This is a genomic window from Rhizobium altiplani (assembly GCF_001542405.1).
In the GTDB taxonomy this organism is placed as follows: Bacteria; Pseudomonadota; Alphaproteobacteria; order Rhizobiales; family Rhizobiaceae; genus Rhizobium; species Rhizobium altiplani.
In genome coordinates this window covers 1-21,527 of the sequence record NZ_LNCD01000025.1, presented here as the reverse complement: position 1 = coordinate 21,527, position 21,527 = coordinate 1, and the positions used below count along the sequence as shown (strand labels likewise).

General features: G+C 58.2%; 18 protein-coding genes and 1 pseudogene. 12 read left to right on the top strand and 7 right to left on the bottom strand.

Annotated elements, in window-relative coordinates; genetic code table 11:
* Nucleotides 1-9: 9 nt before the first annotated feature.
* The 7 genes from AS026_RS04505 to AS026_RS04470 all read left to right on the top strand — a co-directional run bounded on the left by AS026_RS04505 (nt 10) and on the right by AS026_RS04470 (nt 6,439).
* Nucleotides 10-1,359: a multicopper oxidase family protein gene (locus tag AS026_RS04505; RefSeq protein ID WP_062368727.1), complete on the top strand. Its 1,350-nt coding sequence runs from the start codon at nt 10-12 to the stop codon at nt 1,357-1,359.
* 30 nt (nt 1,360-1,389) lie between these two features.
* A complete protein-coding gene (locus tag AS026_RS04500) occupies nt 1,390-1,869 on the top strand; it encodes a cupredoxin domain-containing protein (RefSeq protein WP_062368726.1) in 480 nt (159 codons plus the stop codon).
* A 25-nt stretch (nt 1,870-1,894) separates the two neighbouring features.
* Entirely contained in the window at nt 1,895-2,179 is a 285-nt protein-coding gene (locus AS026_RS04495; protein WP_062368725.1) for a copper-binding protein, read from the top strand.
* 1,633 nt (nt 2,180-3,812) lie between these two features.
* Nucleotides 3,813-4,523, top strand: a complete 711-nt coding sequence (locus AS026_RS04485; RefSeq protein WP_062368723.1) for a glycoside hydrolase family 25 protein — start codon at nt 3,813-3,815, stop codon at nt 4,521-4,523.
* Between the two features lie 96 nt (nt 4,524-4,619).
* Nucleotides 4,620-5,096, top strand: coding sequence for a nuclear transport factor 2 family protein (locus AS026_RS04480; RefSeq protein ID WP_342587545.1), 477 nt, complete (start codon nt 4,620-4,622; stop codon nt 5,094-5,096).
* Nucleotides 5,097-5,388: 292 nt separating this feature from the next.
* Nucleotides 5,389-6,126 (top strand): hypothetical protein, encoded by a 738-nt coding sequence (locus AS026_RS04475; RefSeq protein ID WP_062368722.1) that lies wholly within the window; start codon nt 5,389-5,391, stop codon nt 6,124-6,126.
* Nucleotides 6,127-6,199: 73 nt separating this feature from the next.
* Nucleotides 6,200-6,439: a hypothetical protein gene (locus AS026_RS04470; RefSeq protein ID WP_062368721.1), complete on the top strand. Its 240-nt coding sequence runs from the start codon at nt 6,200-6,202 to the stop codon at nt 6,437-6,439.
* A 1,204-nt stretch (nt 6,440-7,643) separates the two neighbouring features.
* Here AS026_RS04470 and AS026_RS43010 read toward each other — a convergent pair.
* The 3 genes from AS026_RS43010 to AS026_RS39270 form a co-directional block, all read right to left on the bottom strand.
* Nucleotides 7,644-7,862, bottom strand: a complete 219-nt coding sequence (locus tag AS026_RS43010) for a hypothetical protein (RefSeq protein WP_063805899.1) — start codon at nt 7,860-7,862, stop codon at nt 7,644-7,646.
* A 1,179-nt stretch (nt 7,863-9,041) separates the two neighbouring features.
* On the bottom strand, nt 9,042-9,674 hold the full coding sequence (locus tag AS026_RS04450) for a hypothetical protein (RefSeq protein WP_062368719.1): 633 nt from the start codon (nt 9,672-9,674) through the stop codon (nt 9,042-9,044).
* Nucleotides 9,675-9,825: 151 nt separating this feature from the next.
* Nucleotides 9,826-9,945 (bottom strand): ABC transporter, encoded by a 120-nt coding sequence (locus AS026_RS39270; protein ID WP_082728429.1) that lies wholly within the window; start codon nt 9,943-9,945, stop codon nt 9,826-9,828.
* Nucleotides 9,946-10,465: 520 nt separating this feature from the next.
* Between AS026_RS39270 and AS026_RS04445 the strand changes: the two are divergent.
* Nucleotides 10,466-11,137 (top strand): annotated as a pseudogene (locus AS026_RS04445) (adenylate/guanylate cyclase domain-containing protein); the annotation flags it as partial.
* A 255-nt stretch (nt 11,138-11,392) separates the two neighbouring features.
* Here AS026_RS04445 and AS026_RS04440 read toward each other — a convergent pair.
* On the bottom strand, nt 11,393-12,085 hold the full coding sequence (locus AS026_RS04440; RefSeq protein WP_062368718.1) for a DUF599 domain-containing protein: 693 nt from the start codon (nt 12,083-12,085) through the stop codon (nt 11,393-11,395).
* A gap of 312 nt (nt 12,086-12,397) precedes the next feature.
* A complete protein-coding gene (locus AS026_RS04435) occupies nt 12,398-14,806 on the bottom strand; it encodes a glucan 1,4-alpha-glucosidase (protein WP_062368717.1) in 2,409 nt (802 codons plus the stop codon).
* Nucleotides 14,807-14,971: 165 nt separating this feature from the next.
* On the opposite strand from AS026_RS04435, the gene AS026_RS04430 reads away from it, so the two are divergent.
* A complete protein-coding gene (locus AS026_RS04430) occupies nt 14,972-15,715 on the top strand; it encodes an ROK family protein (RefSeq protein WP_062368716.1) in 744 nt (247 codons plus the stop codon).
* A 504-nt stretch (nt 15,716-16,219) separates the two neighbouring features.
* Complete coding sequence (locus AS026_RS04425; RefSeq protein ID WP_062368715.1) at nt 16,220-16,435, top strand: DUF982 domain-containing protein; 216 nt, start codon at nt 16,220-16,222, stop codon at nt 16,433-16,435.
* A gap of 211 nt (nt 16,436-16,646) precedes the next feature.
* On the opposite strand, the gene AS026_RS04420 is transcribed toward AS026_RS04425, so the two are convergent.
* The gene (locus AS026_RS04420; protein ID WP_062368714.1) at nt 16,647-17,537 is read right to left on the bottom strand and encodes a LysR family transcriptional regulator; all 891 of its coding nucleotides are present in this window, start codon (nt 17,535-17,537) and stop codon (nt 16,647-16,649) included.
* Nucleotides 17,538-17,629: 92 nt separating this feature from the next.
* On the opposite strand from AS026_RS04420, the gene AS026_RS04415 reads away from it, so the two are divergent.
* On the top strand, nt 17,630-17,875 hold the full coding sequence (locus AS026_RS04415) for a helix-turn-helix domain-containing protein (RefSeq protein WP_025662523.1): 246 nt from the start codon (nt 17,630-17,632) through the stop codon (nt 17,873-17,875).
* Between the two features lie 505 nt (nt 17,876-18,380).
* Here AS026_RS04415 and AS026_RS04410 read toward each other — a convergent pair.
* On the bottom strand, nt 18,381-19,784 hold the full coding sequence (locus tag AS026_RS04410; RefSeq protein WP_062368713.1) for a DUF1254 domain-containing protein: 1,404 nt from the start codon (nt 19,782-19,784) through the stop codon (nt 18,381-18,383).
* A 201-nt stretch (nt 19,785-19,985) separates the two neighbouring features.
* Between AS026_RS04410 and AS026_RS04405 the strand changes: the two genes are divergently transcribed.
* A complete protein-coding gene (locus AS026_RS04405; protein WP_062368712.1) occupies nt 19,986-21,497 on the top strand; it encodes an EF-hand domain-containing protein in 1,512 nt (503 codons plus the stop codon).
* Nucleotides 21,498-21,527: the final 30 nt, after the last annotated feature.

Here is a 21,527-nt window from a genome sequence, read left to right as displayed (position 1 = left end):
GACACTCAGATGTTCAACAGACGACAACTTTTTGGCGCTAGCGCAGCCCTGATGGCAGCTGGAGCCTGGACGAAGACCTCAGCGATGGGTCTTCCGGACGCTCCGGCAATGGCGTCGGCCGATATGCAGCCTCCACTGCACCCGGCCTCGGGCCCCGACTATCAGCCGGTCGTAACCCTCAACGGCTGGACGCTTCCTCACCGGATGAACAACGGGGTGAAAGAGTTTCACCTTGTCGCCGAGCCGGTGGAACGAGAGATGGCGGAAGGCATGACCGCCTACCTCTGGGGCTACAACGGACAATCTCCGGGCCCGACCATTGAAGCCGTTGAGGGCGACCGCGTCCGCATCTTCGTTACCAACAAGCTGCCGGAACACACGACGATCCATTGGCATGGCATGATCCTGCCGTCGGGTATGGACGGCGTTGGGGGACTCACACAGCCGCACATCCCGGTCGGCAAGACGTTTGTCTACGAGTTCGATCTCGTGAAGTCCGGCACCTTTATGTACCACCCGCATTCGGACGAGATGGTCCAGATGGCGATGGGCATGATGGGGTTCTTCGTCATCCATCCCAAGGACTCGAAGTTCATGCGCGTCGACCGGGACTTTGTCTTCCTGCTCAACGCCTATGACATCGATCCTGGTACATATGTGCCCAAGGTCATGGAAATGACCGACTTCAACATGTGGTGCTGGAACAGTCGTATTTTCCCGGACATCAGCCCGCTTGTCGTTTCCAAGAACGACCGTGTGCGTGTGCGCGTCGGCAACCTCACGATGACCAACCATCCGATCCACATGCACGGCTATGACTTTGAGGTCACCTGCACCGATGGAGGCTGGGTGCGGCCGGAAGCGCGGTGGCCGGAGGTGAGCATCGACATTCCCGTCGGGGCGATGCGGGCCTACGAATTCGATGCCAAGTACCTCGGGGACTGGGCGATCCATTGCCACAAGTCGCATCACACCATGAATGCGATGGGCCACGACATCCCGACCTTCATTGGTGCCGACAAGTCGAAGGTCGCGGAAAAAATCCGCAAGCTGCAGCCCGATTACATGCCGATGGGAACCAAAGGCATGGCCGATATGGGCGAAATGGAAATGCCCATCCCCGAGAACACCATTCCCATGATGACCGGTTGGGGTCCTCACGGCCCCATCGAGATGGGCGGCATGTTCTCGGTCGTGAAAGTCCGTGAAGGCATCTTGGCCGACGATTACTCCGATCCTGGCTGGTACGAAAACCCGCCCGGGACCCAAGCCTGGGAGTGGACTGGCGAACTGCCGGACGCACCCAAGGCCAAAGACGCAAACACCACCATCACGCCGAAGCCGATGAAAAATGGCTGATGCTCATCCTCAGCAACAAAAGGACCTGACATGAAAAACTACGCACTTGCACTGGCTATCGCCGCCATCACCACCCCGGCCCTTGCCTCCGGCAATCACGCTGGCGGACACGGGGAAAAGATGGCGGTCGGCGAACCTGGCGATAAGGCGAAGGTCACACAGACCATCCGCGTCACGATGAAAGAGACCGAAGACGGCAAGATGCTGTTTCAGCCTGCTGTCATCAAGGTCCGCAAAGACCAGACGGTAAAAATCTCCATCAAGAACGCGGGGGAAACCGACCACGAGTTCGTGCTCGACCAAGAGGATAAAATCCTGGAGCACAAGAAGGTGATGGAGAAGTTCCCGGAGATGGAGCACGCCGACCCCAACTCAATTCGCCTGACCGCTGGTCAGTCTGGCGAGATCATCTGGAAGTTCACCACTGGCGGCGACTTCAAGTTCGCCTGCCTCATCCCCGGCCACTACGAGGCTGGCATGCATGGCGACGTCACTGTCGCTGCCAAATAACCGCCCCCCAAAAAGGAGACTAACAATGAAGATCGCACTCAAACTCGCCTTGGCCTCCCTGCTGTCCATCAGCGCCGCTGCTGGTGCATTCGCGCAGGAGTTCACCAAGGGTGTCGTCAACAAAGTCGACGCCAAGGGGCAAAAGGTCACCATCAAGCATGAGGACCTGAAGAACCTCGACATGCCCGCCATGACAATGGTTTTCCGGGTCAAGGATGCGGCCATTCTGGAACAACTGAAGGAAGGCAACAGCATCGAGTTCGTTGCCGAGCGCGTTGATGGCAAGCTGACCGTCACGCAGGTCAAGTAAAGAGTGAGCCCGGGCCGCTGAAAACCGGCCCGGGCGCTACAAAAAGGCAGCTAATTTGCGCGAAGGTCCGTCTGTTTGAGTTAGGCGACTAGGACACCGGGCGGGTGCATAGCGATTCTACCAGGTCCTCTTTCCAGTCGAGAGTCGCCTGACTTGGCAGCGGCAGGTACTCCTTGCCACCCACGAAGACCTTCCCTGGCAGACACTTGACCCGCGCGTCATGATTTCCATGATCGATGAAAATGGTCCTGCCGTTACTCAGCCGCTCGGTCAGCCCGATAGTGACGTCATAGTCATATTCCCGAGACCGAGACGCGGTGACGGATCGCACCGACAAGGCAACCGAGACATCCGCCGAGAAGATTGACGTGTGAAATGGGGAAAGTTCAGCCCCAATGCTTGATGTAGCCAAGCTGACGAGGGACGTGAATAGAATTGGCGGTCCCCACATATAGCCCTCCCAAGCCGGAGTGAGTGGGATTTAGGATACTCCTTGCTCAGAGAGCGGTCGATAGCGAAGGTCCGCATTATGTCGCAACGCTCCGCCCTTGAGGTCACTCGCCTTTGCGTTGTCCAGCACATCGAACACGTGCGTGCTGTAGCAAACATCGCCCAGTTGAAGGCTAAGAAGACAACCAATCCACCGTCGAACCCCGAGACAATTGACTCTAGGGCGTTCCCTGCGTGCGTTCGGCCCATGCCCTCCTTCTTCGCAATAATTACCAAAATATCGTCCATCATCGAAATAACCGATGAGGAAAGAGAACCTGCAAATAGAAATCCTCGTCAAGTTCGAACACGTCGACGATCTCCTGGCATTCCGGCTCAAGTGGGATCACTACAGCAATATCAAAATAACGGCGGCTTATCGCGTGAAGCAATTATGTGTCACTTTGAATCGCACTGGCTTGATAGCTGTAAGCAAAGGTAGCGCAATCGAGCTTTATCTTGGTCCACCAAATTCACGCATATCCACGAGATTGAGAATTAACGATTGGCTATCTCGGACAACGAAATCTCGAAGTTTATCGATTCCCTAAGAATAGGGCGAGGCGCAAAGCAACAAGGCATTCGCGCGGGAAGGCGGACGCTTATCCATTGCGTGTGCGCACAGCCCTCGGTGTCGAATGGGGAAAAAGCACTCTTCCAAGAGTATAGAACTAATTCATTGATCGCCGATCTATCAACAAAAACCAGTAGTTGGGGTGGTTCGCAGTTTTGTCCAAAGGGGTGTACCAGAATTACCAGATAAGATCATGCTGTTAATTTTTGTATCCAATAGCCGGATGATGATTGAAGCTCCGGGGGGCACGCCGGGGGCACTCGGTGTAGACGCGACGGCACCGAACGGCCGCAGCCTTTTCATTGCGCCTCCGAGCATCTGTACTTTATCTAGATGGCAGCATGGTAGGGTTCTGATGCCACAGAGAAAAAAGGGCCAGATGGCACATGACGACGAACACACCCATCTCGCCATCCCAGCCGGGTCAGAGGAGGTTGGCCTTAGAACCCGACCAGCCGCCAGATGGGAGGGAAATCCCGTAGCCGCCGGCAGTGGCACTCGGGCGCGACGCCAAACCGGCAACCAGCTATACTGATATCATTCACCCCAAACCGGGGGAAAGGCTTCGCCATGAGCGACGAACTGGTAGCAATCGATCTAAGCCACCACAACACCGTTTCCGATTTTCAGGCAGTTGCGGATTCGGGGATCGTCGGGGTTTTTCACAAAGCGACCGAAGGGACGAGCTTTGTTGACGCCATGTACGCGAGCCGCCAAGCCGAAGCGCTGGCGGTTGGCCTCAAATGGGGCGCTTACCATTTTCTGAGACACGGCGACGCTGCCGAGCAAATGGCATCCTTCGTCGCGAATTCCTGCTTGGCGTGGGGCTCGCGGGTCGCCATCGACTACGAGGACCCCGACTGCACTTTGGAGGATTTGCACGACGCCCTCGAATGGCTGGGCGCCAACGCGCCCGATCTTGAGGTGGCGATTTACGGCGGCTCGCTTCTGAAGGAGCAAATCAACGGCGACTATTACGGGGACTTGGCGCAATCGGCGCTGTGGCTGGCCCATTATACCGAAGGGACTCCGTCATGGCCGAAGAACACATGGCCGCAATGGACGCTTTGGCAATATACCGACAGCGAAACCGTCCCCGGCATAGATGGGCCGGTTGACGGAAACCGGTTCAACGGTTCCCGCGAAAACTGCGCCCTATGGTTCGGCCCGGTAGAGCGGGCGCCGGAGGCGCCGGTCGTCGCCTTGGCCACCGTTAAGATAGAGATTACCGCCCCTGAAGGCGTAGAACTGGAAATCGTCGTCAACGGCACCGCGCGATGATCCATCCCCACGGAACGCAGCTTACCCGCGCCCCGACATGGTGAAGTCGGCCAGAATGTGCTTTTGCGTTTCGTTCCCCGCTAACAGGTCCGACGGTTGCTTGGGGCGAGATCACGGGTACATTCAAGGGGCTATAGCCAGCGAGGTGCCACATTGACGAGCGTTCCCAGCATTGAGGAAATCCAGTCTCTCGAAGAGGCCCTTCACCGCCCAGAGATAAGGCGTTCCAGGAAAGCCGTCGAAACGTTGCTTGCAGAAGGGATTGTGGAATTCGGAGCATCTGGGGGCGTTTGCGACCGAACAACCATCGTCGATGTTCTCGCGCAGGAGAGCGCCGATGAAGGCGACCTTCGAACAGCGAACTACGCCCTGAGGCCTATCTCGAACGACGCTGTGCTTCTAACCTATCAGACAGAGCGCTTGTATCAGGATGGTTCAAAACGGTGCGTGCTGCGAAGCTCCGTCTGGGAGCATGACGGGCTCAAATGGCAATGTTCTTCCATCAAGGCACAGTCAGATTGTAACCCACGATACAACACGTTTATCGGGGCCGCGCCTGATCGCGGTCCTTAATGTCGTCCCAATGTGGGTAGTGTTCATAACACCACCAGCGCGCCTCTAACGTCCCAACTCACCCCCCTCCTCCGGACGGGGCTTTTTTTTCGGTACGCTAGCGAACCGAAACCTCGATTTCTATTCCCCTAGGCGTCGAATAGCGACGACGGCGCTACCGACCACTTTGCGCAACAATGGCGGCCGGCAGCAAATCGTTGGCAGCCAGAAGCAAACAACGCCGCGCCACACTTCCTAGCTGATGTGCAGATGGGGCAACCTCATCGTCAGCTCGGTCAAGAATGAGGATTGAATGCGAGACCAATACGCCGGGGATGTCAGTGATCTCTTGAAATTTGGCTTTCTGCGCGCGCTGGCGGGCACCGACAGAACGCTCGGTGTCGCCTGGTATTACGCGCCCGGAGACGACGGACGACCGGACGGGCGGCATGTTGAATGGCGTGACGAAGCCGCATGGCGGCACGTGGACGCTAGCCTCCATGCGGGCCTCTCAACAATACCATCGCGCAGCATCGCGGCGCTTGAGCAGGCAGCGATCTGGCCGAACGGGGCGTTATTTCATCGAGAGCCCATGCCGTCGCGCGCAGAACGCGGTACCTGGGGCGCCCGCAAAAGAAAGGCTCTGGAAGGGGCCGACATTGTTTTTCTTGATCCCGACAACGGCGTTGGTGCGGAATCGTCAAAGCACGCGACCTTCTCAGAAATACGGTTGCTTCGAAGGCCCGGCCGGGCCGTCGTGTTCATTACCTTTCCCAGCAAAGGGAAAAAGCATGACGAGCAACTAAATCAATTGCATGAGCGCTTGCGGACTGAGACCGACGCTCGCGAAATCGCCACGCTCCGCACGAATGTATCGGTGCCGCGTGGTGATGGGTCACCCTACCTAGTGCAGCGGCAACGATGGTTCACAGTGGTCGACTACAGCACCGAACTCATTGCTCGCGCAGAAGCCTTCGTTGCGGCTACGTCAACCGTTCCGCGCGTCAGGGTGCGGCTGGACGGTGTAACGGATCGCCGCTGTTGGCCATAGCGGCAAAGTCAAATGAGAAACTTATAATCGAAACGGGTCTCCTGGCCTTCCGGGCCGCTGGCCGAAAAAGGTAATGATGTCGATAAAGACATGGGCCACCAACGTTGAGCGCCGCGATGAAATTATTAAAGTCAGCAAGGAGTTGATTAAGGGGATTGATGAGGCATTGGACTGGGTGCTCGACTCTGACCGGCCCGACACGGCAGTGTTGGCGTGTGAATTGCATCAGGTGCGCGCCCAACTGGTCAGGACGATCGAGGCCGTGCAGGCGGCCGAAGTGGATGATGCGCCTTCAGGCGTTCCTTCACCCTGAGCAGGACTTGCCGCCACGCCCATCTTTGGCCGTGGCAGGCTGAGGGTCCAGTTGGACCGTGGGTCGTCAATCCTGGTCATCGATCGCGGATCGCAAAGAAGATGCCTGCTATCACGAGCGCAGAGCCCATTGCTTGCACTAGTGTAATCGATTCACCTGCCAGACCCCATCCAGGTACGAGAGCAACGACCGGGGGGATAGACCGACGCTGCCTTTAAGGCTCCCAGATTTGTCGGAAAGTGAATGTTGCAGATCCAGCTCTCGACTCTCGGTCGGCCACTACGCCTATCCCGTTAGAGTTTTCTACTAGCGGTAGGTTCTGATACCACTATTGCAGTACGTGCGATGGATGGTCGGTTGTGCTCTTATGGGCGTGGCCCAAATTTGGCCTCTGTAACAATGCTCGGAGGTCCGCGAACCCCTGCGGACCTCTTGATTCCCCCAAATTATTTAGTCGTATTAAGGCAAACGATGGCGTCCCACTTTTTCTGCGGGGCGATATTTTAAGATAGCTTGCAAACTCTTCCGCAAGCGGAGAGGCGCACTGCCATGCGGAACCCCAAACAAGGCCAGTGCGCCTCTCCCACGCGGTCCAGGTCGCCGGTCGGGGGCGGCCTCGGTCCCCGAAAAAGCGAAACCGTTCAAATGTCGCCATTAGAACGACCATTGTCGCTTATTAGCTATCGCGCAACTAGACGAAAGCGGATGATGGTTTTAACGAAATAAAGCGCAAGCAAATCGCGCTGGGAACGAATCAAATGACACCGTCCGAATACAGGGCGACGCTGGCTGTCACGGGATTGACGGCAAGCGCCGTCCAAGAGCTTTTCGACGTAGATGAAGTTGCGAGCCGCCGGTGGGGAACTGGCGACGCACCTGTTCCGCGCCCAGTCGCATTGAGTTTGTTGCTGATGGCGTCGTACGGTGTGTCCGTGAGCGAAGCGCGGATCCTTGCGCAAGATATAGTTCTGTTGAGGTCGGCTTGACCGTCCCCGTGTTCCGCCGCGAGCGGGATGCACGGAAGCACCCCAGTCGCCGGCACTGAGTGAGGCGCCTTTGGACGCCCCACATTTCTCGATGCTGCCGTGAAGAACGCGTCGATTTGCTTTTCTGTGAAGCCCATGGCGATAAAGCCCGTCGCCATCATGGGCTCAGTCGGGACGAACGTGCCGGAGTACTCATAGGCACTCTGAACAAGCTCGCTTTATTGGGCGATCCGTGCATCGACCTGCGGCTTGATACCGGCGATGACGAGCTGCATCTTGAATTGCCGCGCCGAGACGCTATCGACAGGAGGCGGAGGCGGGTTGAGGAACGCCGCTACTTCCGCATTGTCGTCCGCAAGCGCCTCTTCGGCAAAGCCTTCCTGAGGGTTGCGGTAGACGCTAACGACAGTGCCGCTCTCACGTTGAACGTAGGCCATTGTACCACCCTCGAGTATCGATCCAGCCGGAAGTTACCAATGTGAACAGGTTGATGCTGCCGACAGGAACGTCGCGGCTATGGTTCAGCTGGCGGGACGTATTCGTGGAGAACCCGCCATTGATGGCCACTGCATCATCGCCAACCTGACCTGTATTGCATCGAACGATATGGCTTGATGCGCTCTCGAGCCGTGGCCGAACTGGATCGTCGCCGTGGTGCTTTGGTTTAGGATCGTTCGAAGTTCCATCTTCGGCTGGACGACAATGCCGGTAGGGACGGAAAGAGCGATGAGCGTGTTAGTGGCTGACGTACCCACGCTCAGGTCAGTCACCACGCACGACTAAAGTTGTCGCCGTTCTGCCTCACCAGGACGAGCGCCGCGCTTTCTCGCACAAGCAGAGTGAATGCGCCGCTTTTGGATGTAGCCCGACGGCAGCGTTGGAGACAACGACGCGGAGACGCCGACGTCAACAGCCCGGAGCTTGGGTTTCGGATGAGGAAGGCAACCATTGACGGCAGCCTTCAGACCATGTGTTTTAGAAATCGACATCGAGTTGGCTTGGGGGGCATTGGATGGAACTGGAATATTCTTTCGGAATTTGGAGCAGCAAAGACGAGGGTGACGGTCGGGGTCCCTTGTTCGCCTCAATCCGGGAATCCACCGTGGGTTGGGGCGTTCACATGTGGTCAAACATCGATACGCCGAATATGGCACGAAATTTCGAGGTGCACCTAAACTCAGCCGATTTTCCAAAAATAGCGAAGCTCATGATCCAAGCTGACCGCTCCGCGACAATGAAGGCATTTGCCGAAGCAATACTCTCCTTTCCTGACCTATAGGGTTCCTTCGACGTCCTGTGGATTGTGCGGGTTGCAACCTTCGGACATTGCGACCTCACTACACAGTCAATTCCTAGTTGCGTAGGCTCCGCGGACAGAAGCCTTGGGTCGGGGAAGCTTTATGAGAATTGTAGTTTTGGGATGCTTGGGGCTTTTCTCCAAATCGGCGCGGCATCTGCGGGCTATTGCTCGAAGCCAGATCAGCATTACTGCGTTGGGCGCTACAGCGCCTTTGATGATGAGGACGACTTCAACCGCTGCAGGCGGGAGATGGAGAGCTACCTGTCTGACGACAAGCATTTCGCGTGGCGTCACCCACAACGTCTAAAGACCCACATTATGCAGCATGGCTGGTCGAATCGGTCGTGTTCATCTCTCGAAGATTTGTAATGAACTGTTGTGGTCTGAGCCAGATGCCGGGCGTCTTGTAACCCATGTGTCGTGCGATTTCGCCTACCCAGTTGTTGCAATTGTCGACCGACGCTTGCCAGAAATGCGAGTTGGCCTGCTGTTTGCGGATGAAGGCGACAACGTCATTATATTCGTCGTCCGTGAGTATGACCCGCCAACTTGCCGACCTGTACTCCTCTTCGAGATCACCGTCGGTCTGCCCGGTTGTGGCCGGAACCGGCAGGAAGTGGCCAATGACATAGGGCGCGGCATCGATCGAGGCCGGTGCAAGGCCGGCGACCTCCGGATCGATCATATTTCCGTCCTTGTCCATCTGTCCGAAGACGACGTAGGTGTGCCCATAGGTGAGCGCGTAGCGCGAACGGAACTCGATGAAATGTCGTTTGTCCTGGGCGCCGGCAGCTTCCATGCCGCCAGATTTGTCCTGAGCGGCGGCGGCTTTCGTGCCGCTGCTGTTGGACGTGAAACGCGGTTGGGGACTTTTATCTTCCGTCTGGCAGGATGATAACGCGAACGCCAGCAGAATAACAAGCGATAGACCGCCTCTTCCAAGAGTCATCACTACACTCCAATTGCGAGCCCCGACGAGCGCAGGCTTGACATATAGCGATACGCCACTCCTTCCACCGTGAGTTGCAAACCGGGTCAAGCCTGGCGAGGTTATGCGGGGAAGAGCCAACTGGCTCTTCCCCAATGCGAAAGGCCAGTGGCTACTTGTAGACCGCTTCTGCCGGCGGAGGGGCTTTCCCCTTGCCTTTGCCAATCGTCCCGCAAGCGCTCAGGTTGGCAACGGCAAATATTGCAATGATGACGACTAGAATTCTGCTCATCAAGAAGTCCCCTCTCATGGACCGGCAAACCTTACAGTAGGCAGCGAATCGTATAGTAGAGACGCCTCACATAGGCGCCTAGTGCATAAAGAGCACAGATCGAACGGATCGTCGGCGCCCCACTTTGCGCCGGAAGGTACGATCAGATGACCAGTATTCTCGTGCCGGGGGGCGCGCGCGGTTACAGAGATCGATGGCATTAGAGCGTCGTCACCTTCATCGAGAACGCCTCTGACCGAGATGAGGTCGATACCATCGGCACCACCATCCCGTCTCATTTCAGCCGGTACCGCGGGAAAGGCAAAAACGATGGCCAACAGGCCAGCGAGGACATAGCGCATTTATCGCCCCAGCTTGTTCATGGCTATTGAACATCGCACTCGTGGAGTTCCAGGCCGACACAATAGGAAGGGTTTGCCCGCCCGCCACGTTCACGGCGAGTTGCAGGCCGACAGGTATCGAAATATCGGACGTTCCCCTGCCTCATCTTCCTGCTATCGTGGAGATGAGGGACGGCTCTATGAGCGAGAACCGCAAGCTGGCCGCAATTCTGGCCGCGGACGTAGTCGGATACAGCCGGCTCGCCAGCGAGGACGAAGACCGCACCCTTGCAAGGTTGCGGGCACTGCGCAGCGACCTGATCGATCCAACCATCGCCGTGCACAACGGCCGTGTTATTAAGCGCACCGGAGATGGAGCGCTGGTCGAATTCCGCAGCGTTGTCGATGCCGTGCGCTGCGCCCTCGAGGTGCAGAACGGCATGGCCGAGCGCAATGCCGGGGTCCAACAGGATCGGCGCATCGAGTTCAATATCGGCGTCCATCTGGGTGACGTAGTAGAGGAAAGCGATGGCGACCTGATGGGTGACGGCATCAACATTGCCTCCCGTCTCGAGGGTATCGCGGCCCCTAGCGCCATTTGCCTTTCCGAGGATGCCTATCGCCAGGTCAGGGCAAGGCTCGATCTATCCGTCAGCGATCTTGGTGTGATGCAACTCAAGAACATCGCCGAGCCGATCCGGGTGTACTCGATCGAGGTGGGTGCCGCTGCGGAGGCAAAGCGGGTGGTGATCACCGGCCCCGCTGCTCGTCCGTCGACCGTAGTGCCGCCGGAACTCTCGATTGCCGTGCTGCCCTTCGTCAACATGAGCGGCGATGCCGAGCAGGAGTACTTCGCCGACGGCATCTCGGAAGTCCTCAGCTTCCTCATCAAGCAAGCGATGGACGAGGCAATCGTCGAAGCAAAGCGTCGAGGTCAGCCGTTGCCCTTGGAGCCGGCTCCAGGAATCCAGTAGAGTGAGATGGCCCTCGCGATCTACCGTTTTTTGCGGCCTGTGTGCTAGCAGGATTTCTCGGCCGGACTCCTGCCGCCTGCACTCAGGGATCGGAAAGCCTGATCGCTTTGCGCAGCTAATGCGACACGGCTCCGCCACCGCTCACCTGTAATCTCAGTCCAAGAGCTTCCGTATCGCCATCATGCCCTTAGCGGTGTCCGACCAGGACTGGCGCCATATCAAAAGGCAGACACCGAGCACCGTCGCCGCAACGAACGGTATCGGACCCAGAAACCAGAAGGCCGCCGCGACTGTAAAGTAGTACGACCTCACGCCCACGCTAAACGACCGAAGTGCCGGATTGAGGACCATCGTAAGCGCTTCGGTCCAAGCCGCAATATCGCGTTCTTCTTGTCGTGACGGACTGGCGCCGATGGCAGCAAGGCAGTAATTTAGCTGGCGAACGGCCCAGATGAAGTCTGAAAGCCCCCTGAGGAGCGTGGCGATTATAAGCAGAACTTTCGTCTGAAACAGCCAGGCTGGATCCTTGGCCGCGAACATTGTGATCAGCCCATTGCCACTGCCGTAGTTGGGTTCCATGAACAGGGCGCCGCTCAGGCCAACGATAACGATCAGGTTCGCCGATCCGAAGAACGAAGCCGAGTTGATCGTGTGCCCGAGGATCGCAGCGTCGCCAATGAAGTTGTTGTCGCGCGTCAGCGTTTCTCGCATCCATGCCGCGCGGACGCGTACCATGTCTACGGAGAGGCTATCGTTTGGCCTTGGCCATCCCAGCGCCATTAAAGGCTCGATCGCAATCCAGACGACGATGAAGAAGACAATCGACGCGATATTGAGCGTGTCCATTCGGCCCCCAACCTGACTTTTCCGCACCGTATCGCGTCACGCGCCCGCGTCCAAGATAGAGGCGGGACCGTTATTCAAAGACAAATGAGAATGGCTGTCAGGGTTGCTCGCGCAACCCCGGTGTCACCTCGCGCTGATCGGTGTCGATCATGTCGTGGCGACAAGGAACGTGTCGGCGTGCTCGCGGGCTGCTTCTCGCAACGCGGCCAGTTTCTGACAACCTTCTTGCGGGGTTCCCGGTATCGCGCTGTTCGGCTGCGAGCGCCGGCGGTGTCTTCGCGATTCTGCCGTCTCGCCCGGCACATGGGAGTCTCAAATCACCTCGATGTGGAAATCGGTGCCTTCCCACTGCTGCCTAGCCGTCCAGAAGATGGTGAAGACGATGATGCCTGGGCCGAGCATTTTGGTCGGCAAGTCGCAGATATGGGTGCCAAAGCCCGTGTCGCGAGTATGGCAGTCCGTGACACTAGCCCAAGCGTCGGTCGACCAATGCACCAAGGCAGTCTCACTCAGTTCAATGCGCAGGCTACGTCCTGCCGCCATCACGGTCCGCTTGTCGGTCAGGCGCCAGGTGAAAGGAGCGATCGGCGGCTGACCTGCGACATAGCGGGCAACGGTCTGGGGTGGCATGTCGAAAATGACGCCATCGCGGATCGAGCGCAGCAATTTGATGTGTTCCGCATGGGCCCAGACCAAGGGCATGGCGCTGCCGGAGGGGCGGCCAAGAAAAAGCTCGCGTTCGGGCACGTCCTCGCTATCCCAAATCTGCTCGGGCAGCAGGCCGCCGTCGCTTGCCGAGGCTTCCAGTGCCGCCAGCAGGCGCCGCGCCTCGTCCGGTCGCCCGGCGGCGAGTTCATAGTGCGCGCGTTCACCGGTCAGAAGCGGCCAGAGCCTGCCGACGCCGCTGCCGGCGAAGGGGGCGCCGTCGTTGCGCTCGCCATAGCCGTCATCATTGTACCGATACCAGTAGGGTCCGGCCGGAAGATCGCGCCGCAACTCGGCGTCGATCGCCGCCACAGTACCGAGGATACGCGGATCGTCCGCGGATCGAAGACCGAACCGAACAAGGGCAAGCGCATCGGGGCTGAGAAGCAGATCCGCTTCGATGACGGCCGCGCCGTCGTCGCGGTTGCGGATCGGGATGAAGTCGCGACCGAGCGAGGAGCTACTGTCCGTCGCGGTGGCGATCCGCACATAGTAGCCATCGATGCCCAGCCGGCGCGACAATTCCGTGTCGGAGGCGTAAGTCCATTCCTCGATCCGCTCGCTCCAGCCGTCGGCTACCTCGCGAAGGTATTGCGCCGCCGATAATCGCCCGGCCGCCTCCACCGCGTCGGCCGCCGCGAGCAACCCGGCGATCTCGACGGCGAGCGTAAAGGGAGAGTAACCGGCATCTTCCTCCCAACGATCCTGCTGGGTGGCGGGACCGTTTCTGACAATATAGGCCGCAGCAGCCTCGATCATCGGCAGATATCGGCCAGCCCCCGACGCGTCGATCTCGCCGGCGCGCAGCAGCATGTCGTAAAGCAGGATGGGAAACGCCGTCTCGTCCATCTGGATGCCATGCCAGTAGGGGCGGCCGTCGAGCCAAGCATTCTGCACCCAATGGCCATCGGCTTCCTGGATCGCAGAAAGATAGTTGAGCACCGCACGCGCGTCGGTTCCCGCACCCGCGGCAAGCAACCCGCCCGCCGTTTCCACCAGGTCGCGCGTCCAGACGAGATGGTAGCCGCCGAGGTCGTCGTCGCTCTTGTTGAAACCCCAGGGGATGGAAAGGCTCGCTATGATGGCGCCCGAGGCATCGTCACGGTGAGTGGCGAGCACGCCGGTGCTGACGCGGAACCGGTTCAATTGGCCAGGTTCATGGGGCTCGTCGAGGGCAAGCAATCCCCCCTGCCAGTCCCGCCAGCCATTGCGAAAATGCTTCAGCGCCGGCTCGACACCTTGTTCCAGGCTGAGAATGGCCCGCAAAGCAGCTTCCTCGGGCTGCGTGCCGAAACCGATGGCGATCTGCGCCCGCCCTTCAGTCGCCTCCATGTCGAGTGTCCCCGATAGCGCGACGTTGCCCGACGGCGCACAGTGGTATTCCTCCTTCAGCTCCTCCCCGCGCGACAAAGCCTGCCAGCCATCGGAGAAGCCGGCATAGCCCGCCGACCGCGCAAGCCAGGGGACAGAGGCAGCAATCGCAAGCGCCCGTCCCGAGCCTTCGGCGAAGAGCATGGGCCGACCCTTGAAATCACCATACCAGGCTGTGTTATCGGCGCCGCCGTTGACGAGATGCGGGGCAATAAGTGCATGTAGCCGGTAATCAGAATGCTTGCCGGCCAACGCCTCAAAACGGAGGTCCTGCAACACCACCTCGCGCTCAGGGTCTGAAAGGATGGTCTTTGAGATCCGATAGCGGCCGTCGCGGGCGGTGTTGACGAGACGAAACGCCGGAACACCGTCCTCGACCGCATGTACTTGATGATCAGCGTCGCGCTTCTCCTCGGAGAAATAGCCGTCCGCCGTCACGATGAAGCCGAAATCGCGGACGCAGGCCATATCGAGCCGCGGCGCGTAGATCTCGTTAAGGATTCCGTGGCTTGCCGTGAACCAAACGCGGCTGGCCACGCTGACGGCGGTGCCAACCGCGCTCTTGTCGCTCGAAGTCCAACGGGGCTCGATACCGGGTGCACCTGGTGGGACAAGAGCACCGGGGGGCAATGTCGGAAAGGCCAACTGCTGATCCTCCGTTCAAAATGCACTTTCTTCAGTGAGCCATCGTCGGCTTGAAATCAAGCGACGCCCCATTGCCTTCTGGAACTTGACAGCCAGTCCTGATCTTGACCCCGATAGCGCAATGCGGGAGCAATTGTGGGCACGGCCCGTAGAGGAGCGCAGAACATGGCTGGGACGACTGAAACAATCGCAGCATCGCAAGAGCGCAAGCATGACAAGCCCCAGGCGAGCACCGGGCCGGCTGATCGCACTGTGCTTGCCATCGATATCGGCGGGTCGCATGTGAAGGTTGAACTCAGCAGCGGCAGCGAACGGCGCGCTGTCGAATCTGGCCATCAGATGACAGCGGCCAAGATGGTGGCGGCACTGCGCAAGCTCACCGAAGACTGGCACTACGACCTTGTCGCGATGGGATATCCCGGACCGGTTATCGCCCATCGGGCCGCCGCCGATCCGTTTAACCTCGGGCCGGGCTGGAAGAATTTTGATTTCGAAGCAGCGTTTGGTCGACCAGTGCGGATGGTCAACGACGCACTCATGCAGGCGATCGGCAGCTACGAGGCGGGCCGCATGCTCTTTCTCGGCCTCGGCACTGGCCTCGGTTCGGCCATTATCGCCGAGAACGTTTGCATGCCTCTGGAACTGGCGCACATGCCCTACCGAAAGGCGACATTCGAGGACTACGTGGGCGAACGCGGCCTGGAGCGTCGCGGCAAGGGAAAATGGCGAAAATCTGTATTCGACATCGCCGACCGCTTGGGTGCTGCCCTTCTGCCGGACTACATCGTCATCGGCGGCGGCAATGTCGAACGGCTGAAGGAACTGCCCCCGAAGTGCCGCCGCGGCAATAACGACAACGCCTTCCGCGGCGGTTTTCGGGTCTGGTTGGATGACAGCCTGCGCATCTAAACTCGGCGCCTCTCACGAAACTGAGCGACCTATTTGGGACGACTGCAGGGCTCGGCTTCGTCCGGAATGCGCCCACCAGAAACGGTCACCAAGCCTACTTACGAAAGTGGGCTTCAGCTAGCCTGATCAGCAACTGACCTAATAACCCAAACAATAAAACAAAGGGGAGAAGGAGTACGCAGTACCTGCTCTCAAACAGTGCCGAGAGAAAAGTCATCGAGGAATGGGAACCCAATCCCTGTAGGCCCAAAAATCAGTATGGCGGCGATGCTCGGCTTAATGAAGGCTCCCCACAACTAACGGCTCCTCTATGGCGGGGCAAATTGCCCTCTTCCATTATTGACCGGGATGTCCATCTCTCTTGCAGAGTGGAGCATTGCCCCAATGACTGCCGGGAACGGCGTGGGTATCTCCCGCAAACTGGCTGGCCCGCGGCTCCGTCTTCCTTGGTGTTGGGCTGCCGCGGATCGGCCTTTGTGACATCCTCAAAATCGGAGCGCGGCCATGTTGGTACATCGATGGAAGAAGCCCCTCGTCCTCGGCGACAATCGCATCCGTATTGTTGTCGGCTCCCCCGAGGAAGCCATCAACTGGCTGATCCATGAACCAAATCAAAGCGCTCCCAAATGGATACGTGCTTGGGAAGCATGCCGGGCCGTTACTGATGGCCGAATTGGAGCCGAAGATGCGAGGTCGGCCGTTCAGCTTGCTGCAACGTGATACTGCCGTCGCTTTCATGCTGCCATCCTGATGGACTTGCTGGATAGCTTCATCGCCTTGGCCATGATTTCGCCATGCCTGGAAAAAACCGGCCGCGCTCCTTGCTTCTCTGCTCGCCGGTCCTGAAAGAACGTCCGCAGCTGTTTGAGCGCCTCGATAGAATCTCGATTGCGCCGCTTTTGTGATCGCCGACGAGGTCGCAGAAAGTGCCTTACCGCCCTGCCCTTGCCAGCGACCGTGCGATGTCGACGATATCGTCGCGGCCAGCGGTCGGGTCTTCTCTGTTCCAGGCAATGCCAAGCCCGATCCTAAAGTCGATCCCGCTTACCTTCTTCAGCTCGAAGCCGCGATTGGGAAGATCAAGCGTCCATTCCGGCGCAAAGCCGATGCCAAGCCCGGCAGAGACCAGCGACACCAGCGCATAGGTATCATCGCAGCTGAAGGCAATGTTGGCGGTGAGCTCGTATTCGGCGAACTTCTCATTGAAGTAGCGTTCGGTGAACGACAGGTTCTGCCGGTTGAAGGCGATGATCTTCTGAGTGCGCAGATCATCGATGCTGATCTCGTCCCTGGCTGCCAGCGGATTGGCATGGCCAACCGCCAGATAGTAGCGCTCATGGGCAAGCGAGACGAAGCGCAAGGAGCCGATGTTTTCCACCGGCCGGATGAAGCCTAAATTGAGCTGGCCGGTCTCCAGGCCGCGGATGATCTCGCCGGTATTGCCGGAGGAGATGTGGATGCGGACATCGGGATACTTGCGGGCGATCTTGGCAAGGAAGGTTGGCAGCATGCCCATGGTGGCCGGATAGATGCTGCCGATCCTGATCTGGCGGATGCGACTGCCGCCGGCTGCCCGGGTCAGTTCGGTGGTTAGGTCGATGTCGCTTAAGATCCGCACACAGCGATCATAGAAGGTCTCCCCTGCCCTGGTCAGTTCCACCCTTCTGGTCGAGCGGATGAACAGCGGACAGCCAAGCTCCCTTTCCAGCGACATCACATGATTGCTGAGGGCCGGCTGGGCAATGCGCATCCTGGCTGCCGCCCGGCCGAAGTGCAGTTCTTCGGCCACCGCTTTGAAATAGGTGAGTTGGCGCAGTTCCAAAGGTTTCACAGCCTCGCGCAAAATATCTGAATTTAAGATAACTGAAAATCAGATATAACGGAAGACCCCATCTCCTCGCAGGTGGGTGTCCCGTGGCAAAGACCTTAGGCAGTGAAAGACATAAGATCTTAATCGAGCTACTGATCGCGAAGCGTGAGGCTGCCGGCCTGACGCAAGTCGAGCTCGCCGCTAAGCTCGGTGAATATCAGTCGTTTGTCGCTCGGTTGGAGAGCGGGCAGCGCAGAGTTGACCTTGTTGAATTCTTGGAGCTATCCGAACTTCTCAGATTCGATGCTGTCGAGGTTTTGAAAACTATTGAGAAAGTTCCATCGCCTTGAGCGGATTTCGAAGATGACCCACTGGCTCATAACCGCTTGGTTGGGGGTTCGAGTCCCTCCGGGCCCACCATCTTTTCAATGACTTAGCCGAAATATCAGGAAATTAGGAAATTTCGGGACACCGGTTGGGGCACCGAAATTGGGCACTAGCTCGGTATCCGTCGTAGCAGTCCACCCGGTCGGCTCTCAGCCACCAGCACCAGCTGGACAGCGCTTAGCATCCTCATTGTTGGCGGCCATCACAGCGACAGCCTTGTTGCCGTGCATGGCACGGTGCGCTGGCACTACCACCTCGCCATTGTGGGCGATGATGTCCCCGGTGTACCCACGAAATGGTGGGTTTTCTGAGCTTTTTCGGCCGAAAATCCGGATCGACCCCCGGATTGGGCGAGGGTGTTTGCTGCTGCTGGAGTGCACAAACGATCAACATTGACCTATAGCGCACCACGCGCTGGCAGCCAGCCCGAGAGCGATCACCTTCGTTTTCACGTGGCCTCACTCGTATCTACTTCGCCCGTTCCAGTGGCGGTGCTTTCCATGTCCCGTCGAGTGCCTCGGGTTTCGGCCAGTAGAGGCGCATCGCCAGGAAGAACAGCCCGCTCGGCGCCGGTAGCCAGTTGGCTTCCTTGCCGGCGCCTGGCGGTTCGTGCTGGACGTAGAGCGTCACACCGCCGTCGGCGTCCTTCTTCAGGTTCGGCAGCATCGGCGAGTTGATGAGATAGCGGTCAAGCGGGTTGGCCGACAGCAGGCTCGCCGGTAGCTCGTAGAGCGTTAACGACCAGAACGCGTTGACCGGCGGCAGCTGATCCGGCGCGAAGCGCAGGGCATAGCGATTGGAGCCGTCCATCGGCTTGTGGTCGGCATCGACAAAGTAGGCCGGATAGATGGCCTCGTCCTTCGAGTTGCCGTAGATGCCGAGCTGAGCCGCGCTCATACGAGTTAGGTAGTCGTTTTTCAGGAATGCACGCGTGCCGAAACTGTCGCCGCTGGTCCGCTTTCCGGTGTCGACCTCGGTCCGCTTGTATTCGTCGGCCGCCGCCCACGCATCTGCCATACCGGCCTCGACCGCCTTGCGCAGCTCAGGAGAAAGGGCGCGGGGATCGAACGTCTTGCTGGGTTCAATGCCAAGCCTAGCGAAGCGTGCCCTGAGTTCTGTCTCCGACGGATGGGTAGGGCAGAACTGCAGGACGAAGTTCAGCTCGTTGAAGAATTCGAGAGAAGTCTTCTCGTCCGCAGCGCTCAGCGGCTTCATGAAGTCGATCGCCGGCGGCGCAGAAGGAGCGGGCTGGCCGAGGAAAGTTGAGAGCGGCTCGACCTTGTAGCCGGCCTGGATCTTCTTCACATTGTCGATGTCGTTGGGTCCGAAGAGCTGCGTCCGGTAGAGCACGAAGTCGAACTCGGTCTCGGAGCGGATGACCGCCTTGATGCCGGCTGGCGCCTCGCCTTTCCAGTTCGGCCCAGCCAGCAGGAAGCTGCCTGCCTCGTTGCCGGTGGCGCGGCTTCCGACATAGGCGAAGTTGAAGGTGTACATGTCGATGAACTGGAGAGAGTAGTACCTCCCTTTATCGACCTCCGGCACTGTGAGCACGATCGGCTCGGCGCGCAGATCGGCCCCGACGTAGGAATAGGGCGTGTCCGAATTCGGCGTCTGGATCGCCTTGTCGTCCGGCGTGTAGACACGCGCGTTGTTGAAGATTGTGTTCCAGGGCGTCTTATACTCTGAGCCAGCCTTGTCGACGAAATAGGAGTATTGGATGCGATAGTTGTCGACGAGCGGGAAACCCCAGACGTAGGCGTCCTTGGCGATGGCACGCGCCTCGTCCAGCGAGATCGACTGGGCGGTGGCGTTCGACAGTGTCAGCGCCATGGCGCCCACCGCTAGCAGTCCTAGCGCTCTAAAGGTCGTCATCTGAGCCTCCATCCACCAGTTGCGTGGCGGAATTGCGAACGAATGCCAGAGTTCACGATACCACATCGCCGCAAAGTACGTTGCGGTAGCAGACGGCCCACGATTCTTTCGCGAACATTGATTCACATTTTATACGGCAAGTTTGCAATATATTGCAACTCACGCGATATATATTTGACTGCTTTATGGGAGAGGTGTCGCGTGAGAAAGGCATTCATTTGGGGCGCTGCGATGGCATCGATTGCGGGAAATGGGCTGGCACAGGAAACGCCTCTACCCAGGCGTCCCCCCGACGTTCTCGTGCGATCTTCATTGATCGCCCACTATCGAGAAGCGTACATCTCGATGGTAATGTCTGTCCTAAGGCAGGGCGCTCAAGACCACAGGACGCTGACGACCACCGATATTGAACGTAAAAAGGCGATCGACAAAGCAGGCCGAACTTCTGCAGTAATGGCGGAGTTCTTCGGGCGAGATGTCAACGCCGACAGGGTGGTCGACGCCCAAGAGTTCAGCAATCTTCGAGAAGAGATTTGGTCCAGAGCAGGCTTACTTCGTGCCGACGCAAATGCCGATGGCAAGGTCTCTTTTGATGAGGCTTTCACATACGCACAGAACCAGAGTGATGATCTCTCAGGCGACCGCTCGTCTATTCAACTTGAGAAGTATCTGGAATTAGATCCCAATAAAGATGGGAAGTTAACAGCCGACGAGCTTCAGGAACTCGCAACAGCAGCTTTCGCCTATTTCGACAAAGACGGTGACGGTCTCCTATCCCCAACAGAAAAACGCGAACTTCAAGCGCGGAGCGAGATGATCACCCGTGCAGATAGCTTGGAGCGGCAGTGTCGGTTGCCGAAAGCTACAGCACGACAGAAAGTGTACCTGATCACTGCCTATGAAGGAGGCACTCTTTCGAACGTCTCCATTGTTGGCCAGGATGAAGTAACCGAAATCGCAACCATCGAGATCGCGGCTGGTTCTGAGCCGATCTATTTGGCAGTATCGTCCTTTACCCCAATGATCTGGCGTTTGACCGGGCACGTCGAGCGAGTAACAACCTTCTATGGTACAGGATGGACTGGGGTTGGCGTCACGGGCGTCCCCAAGGATGTCGTCACGCTCGTCTCGGATCGAGAATGCAGTCGTCGCTTTGAAGGCAAGAGCGGAAGCGCAACAACGCGCCAATTTCTACAGGCGCTAACGTCTTTGATCGGTCACGATATCGATGGCATGATTTCACGCTATACTTCGTTCAGTATGGCCCTTCCTTCTGATTTCCGAGCGGTCACCGATGAAGTCGAGGACGGTCGGTCTGCGAAAAAGCCTGACTTCAGCCTCGATGGACTTCCGTCACAAGACGGCATCATGCAATTCAAGCAAACTCTTGCCAATCTTAGGAGTTTCAGCCCTGGTGGCGTCGTGAATATCGATGCCAAAGACGTTATCGCCACTCGCATCGCCGAGCCGTACCGGATCCTTCCGCAACAAGCGGGATTGCTGCAGCTCTTGCAGAACGGGTCTCTCGTTGAACGGGGCCGGGAAACATATGTGGCGATGCGGGCTTTTGCACACTATCCTGCTGGTCTCGCAGGTGGCCACTCGGTTACTTTCCAGTTTCCCGAAGGAATGAAACTGCCCGAGGGAAGGCCCGGTCATTCAGAGGTGTATGTCGGCAAAACGAAACAGCTGCCGACGGTCCTTCGACAGTAGTCATTGCGCCGCCCAGATGATCGACTACGA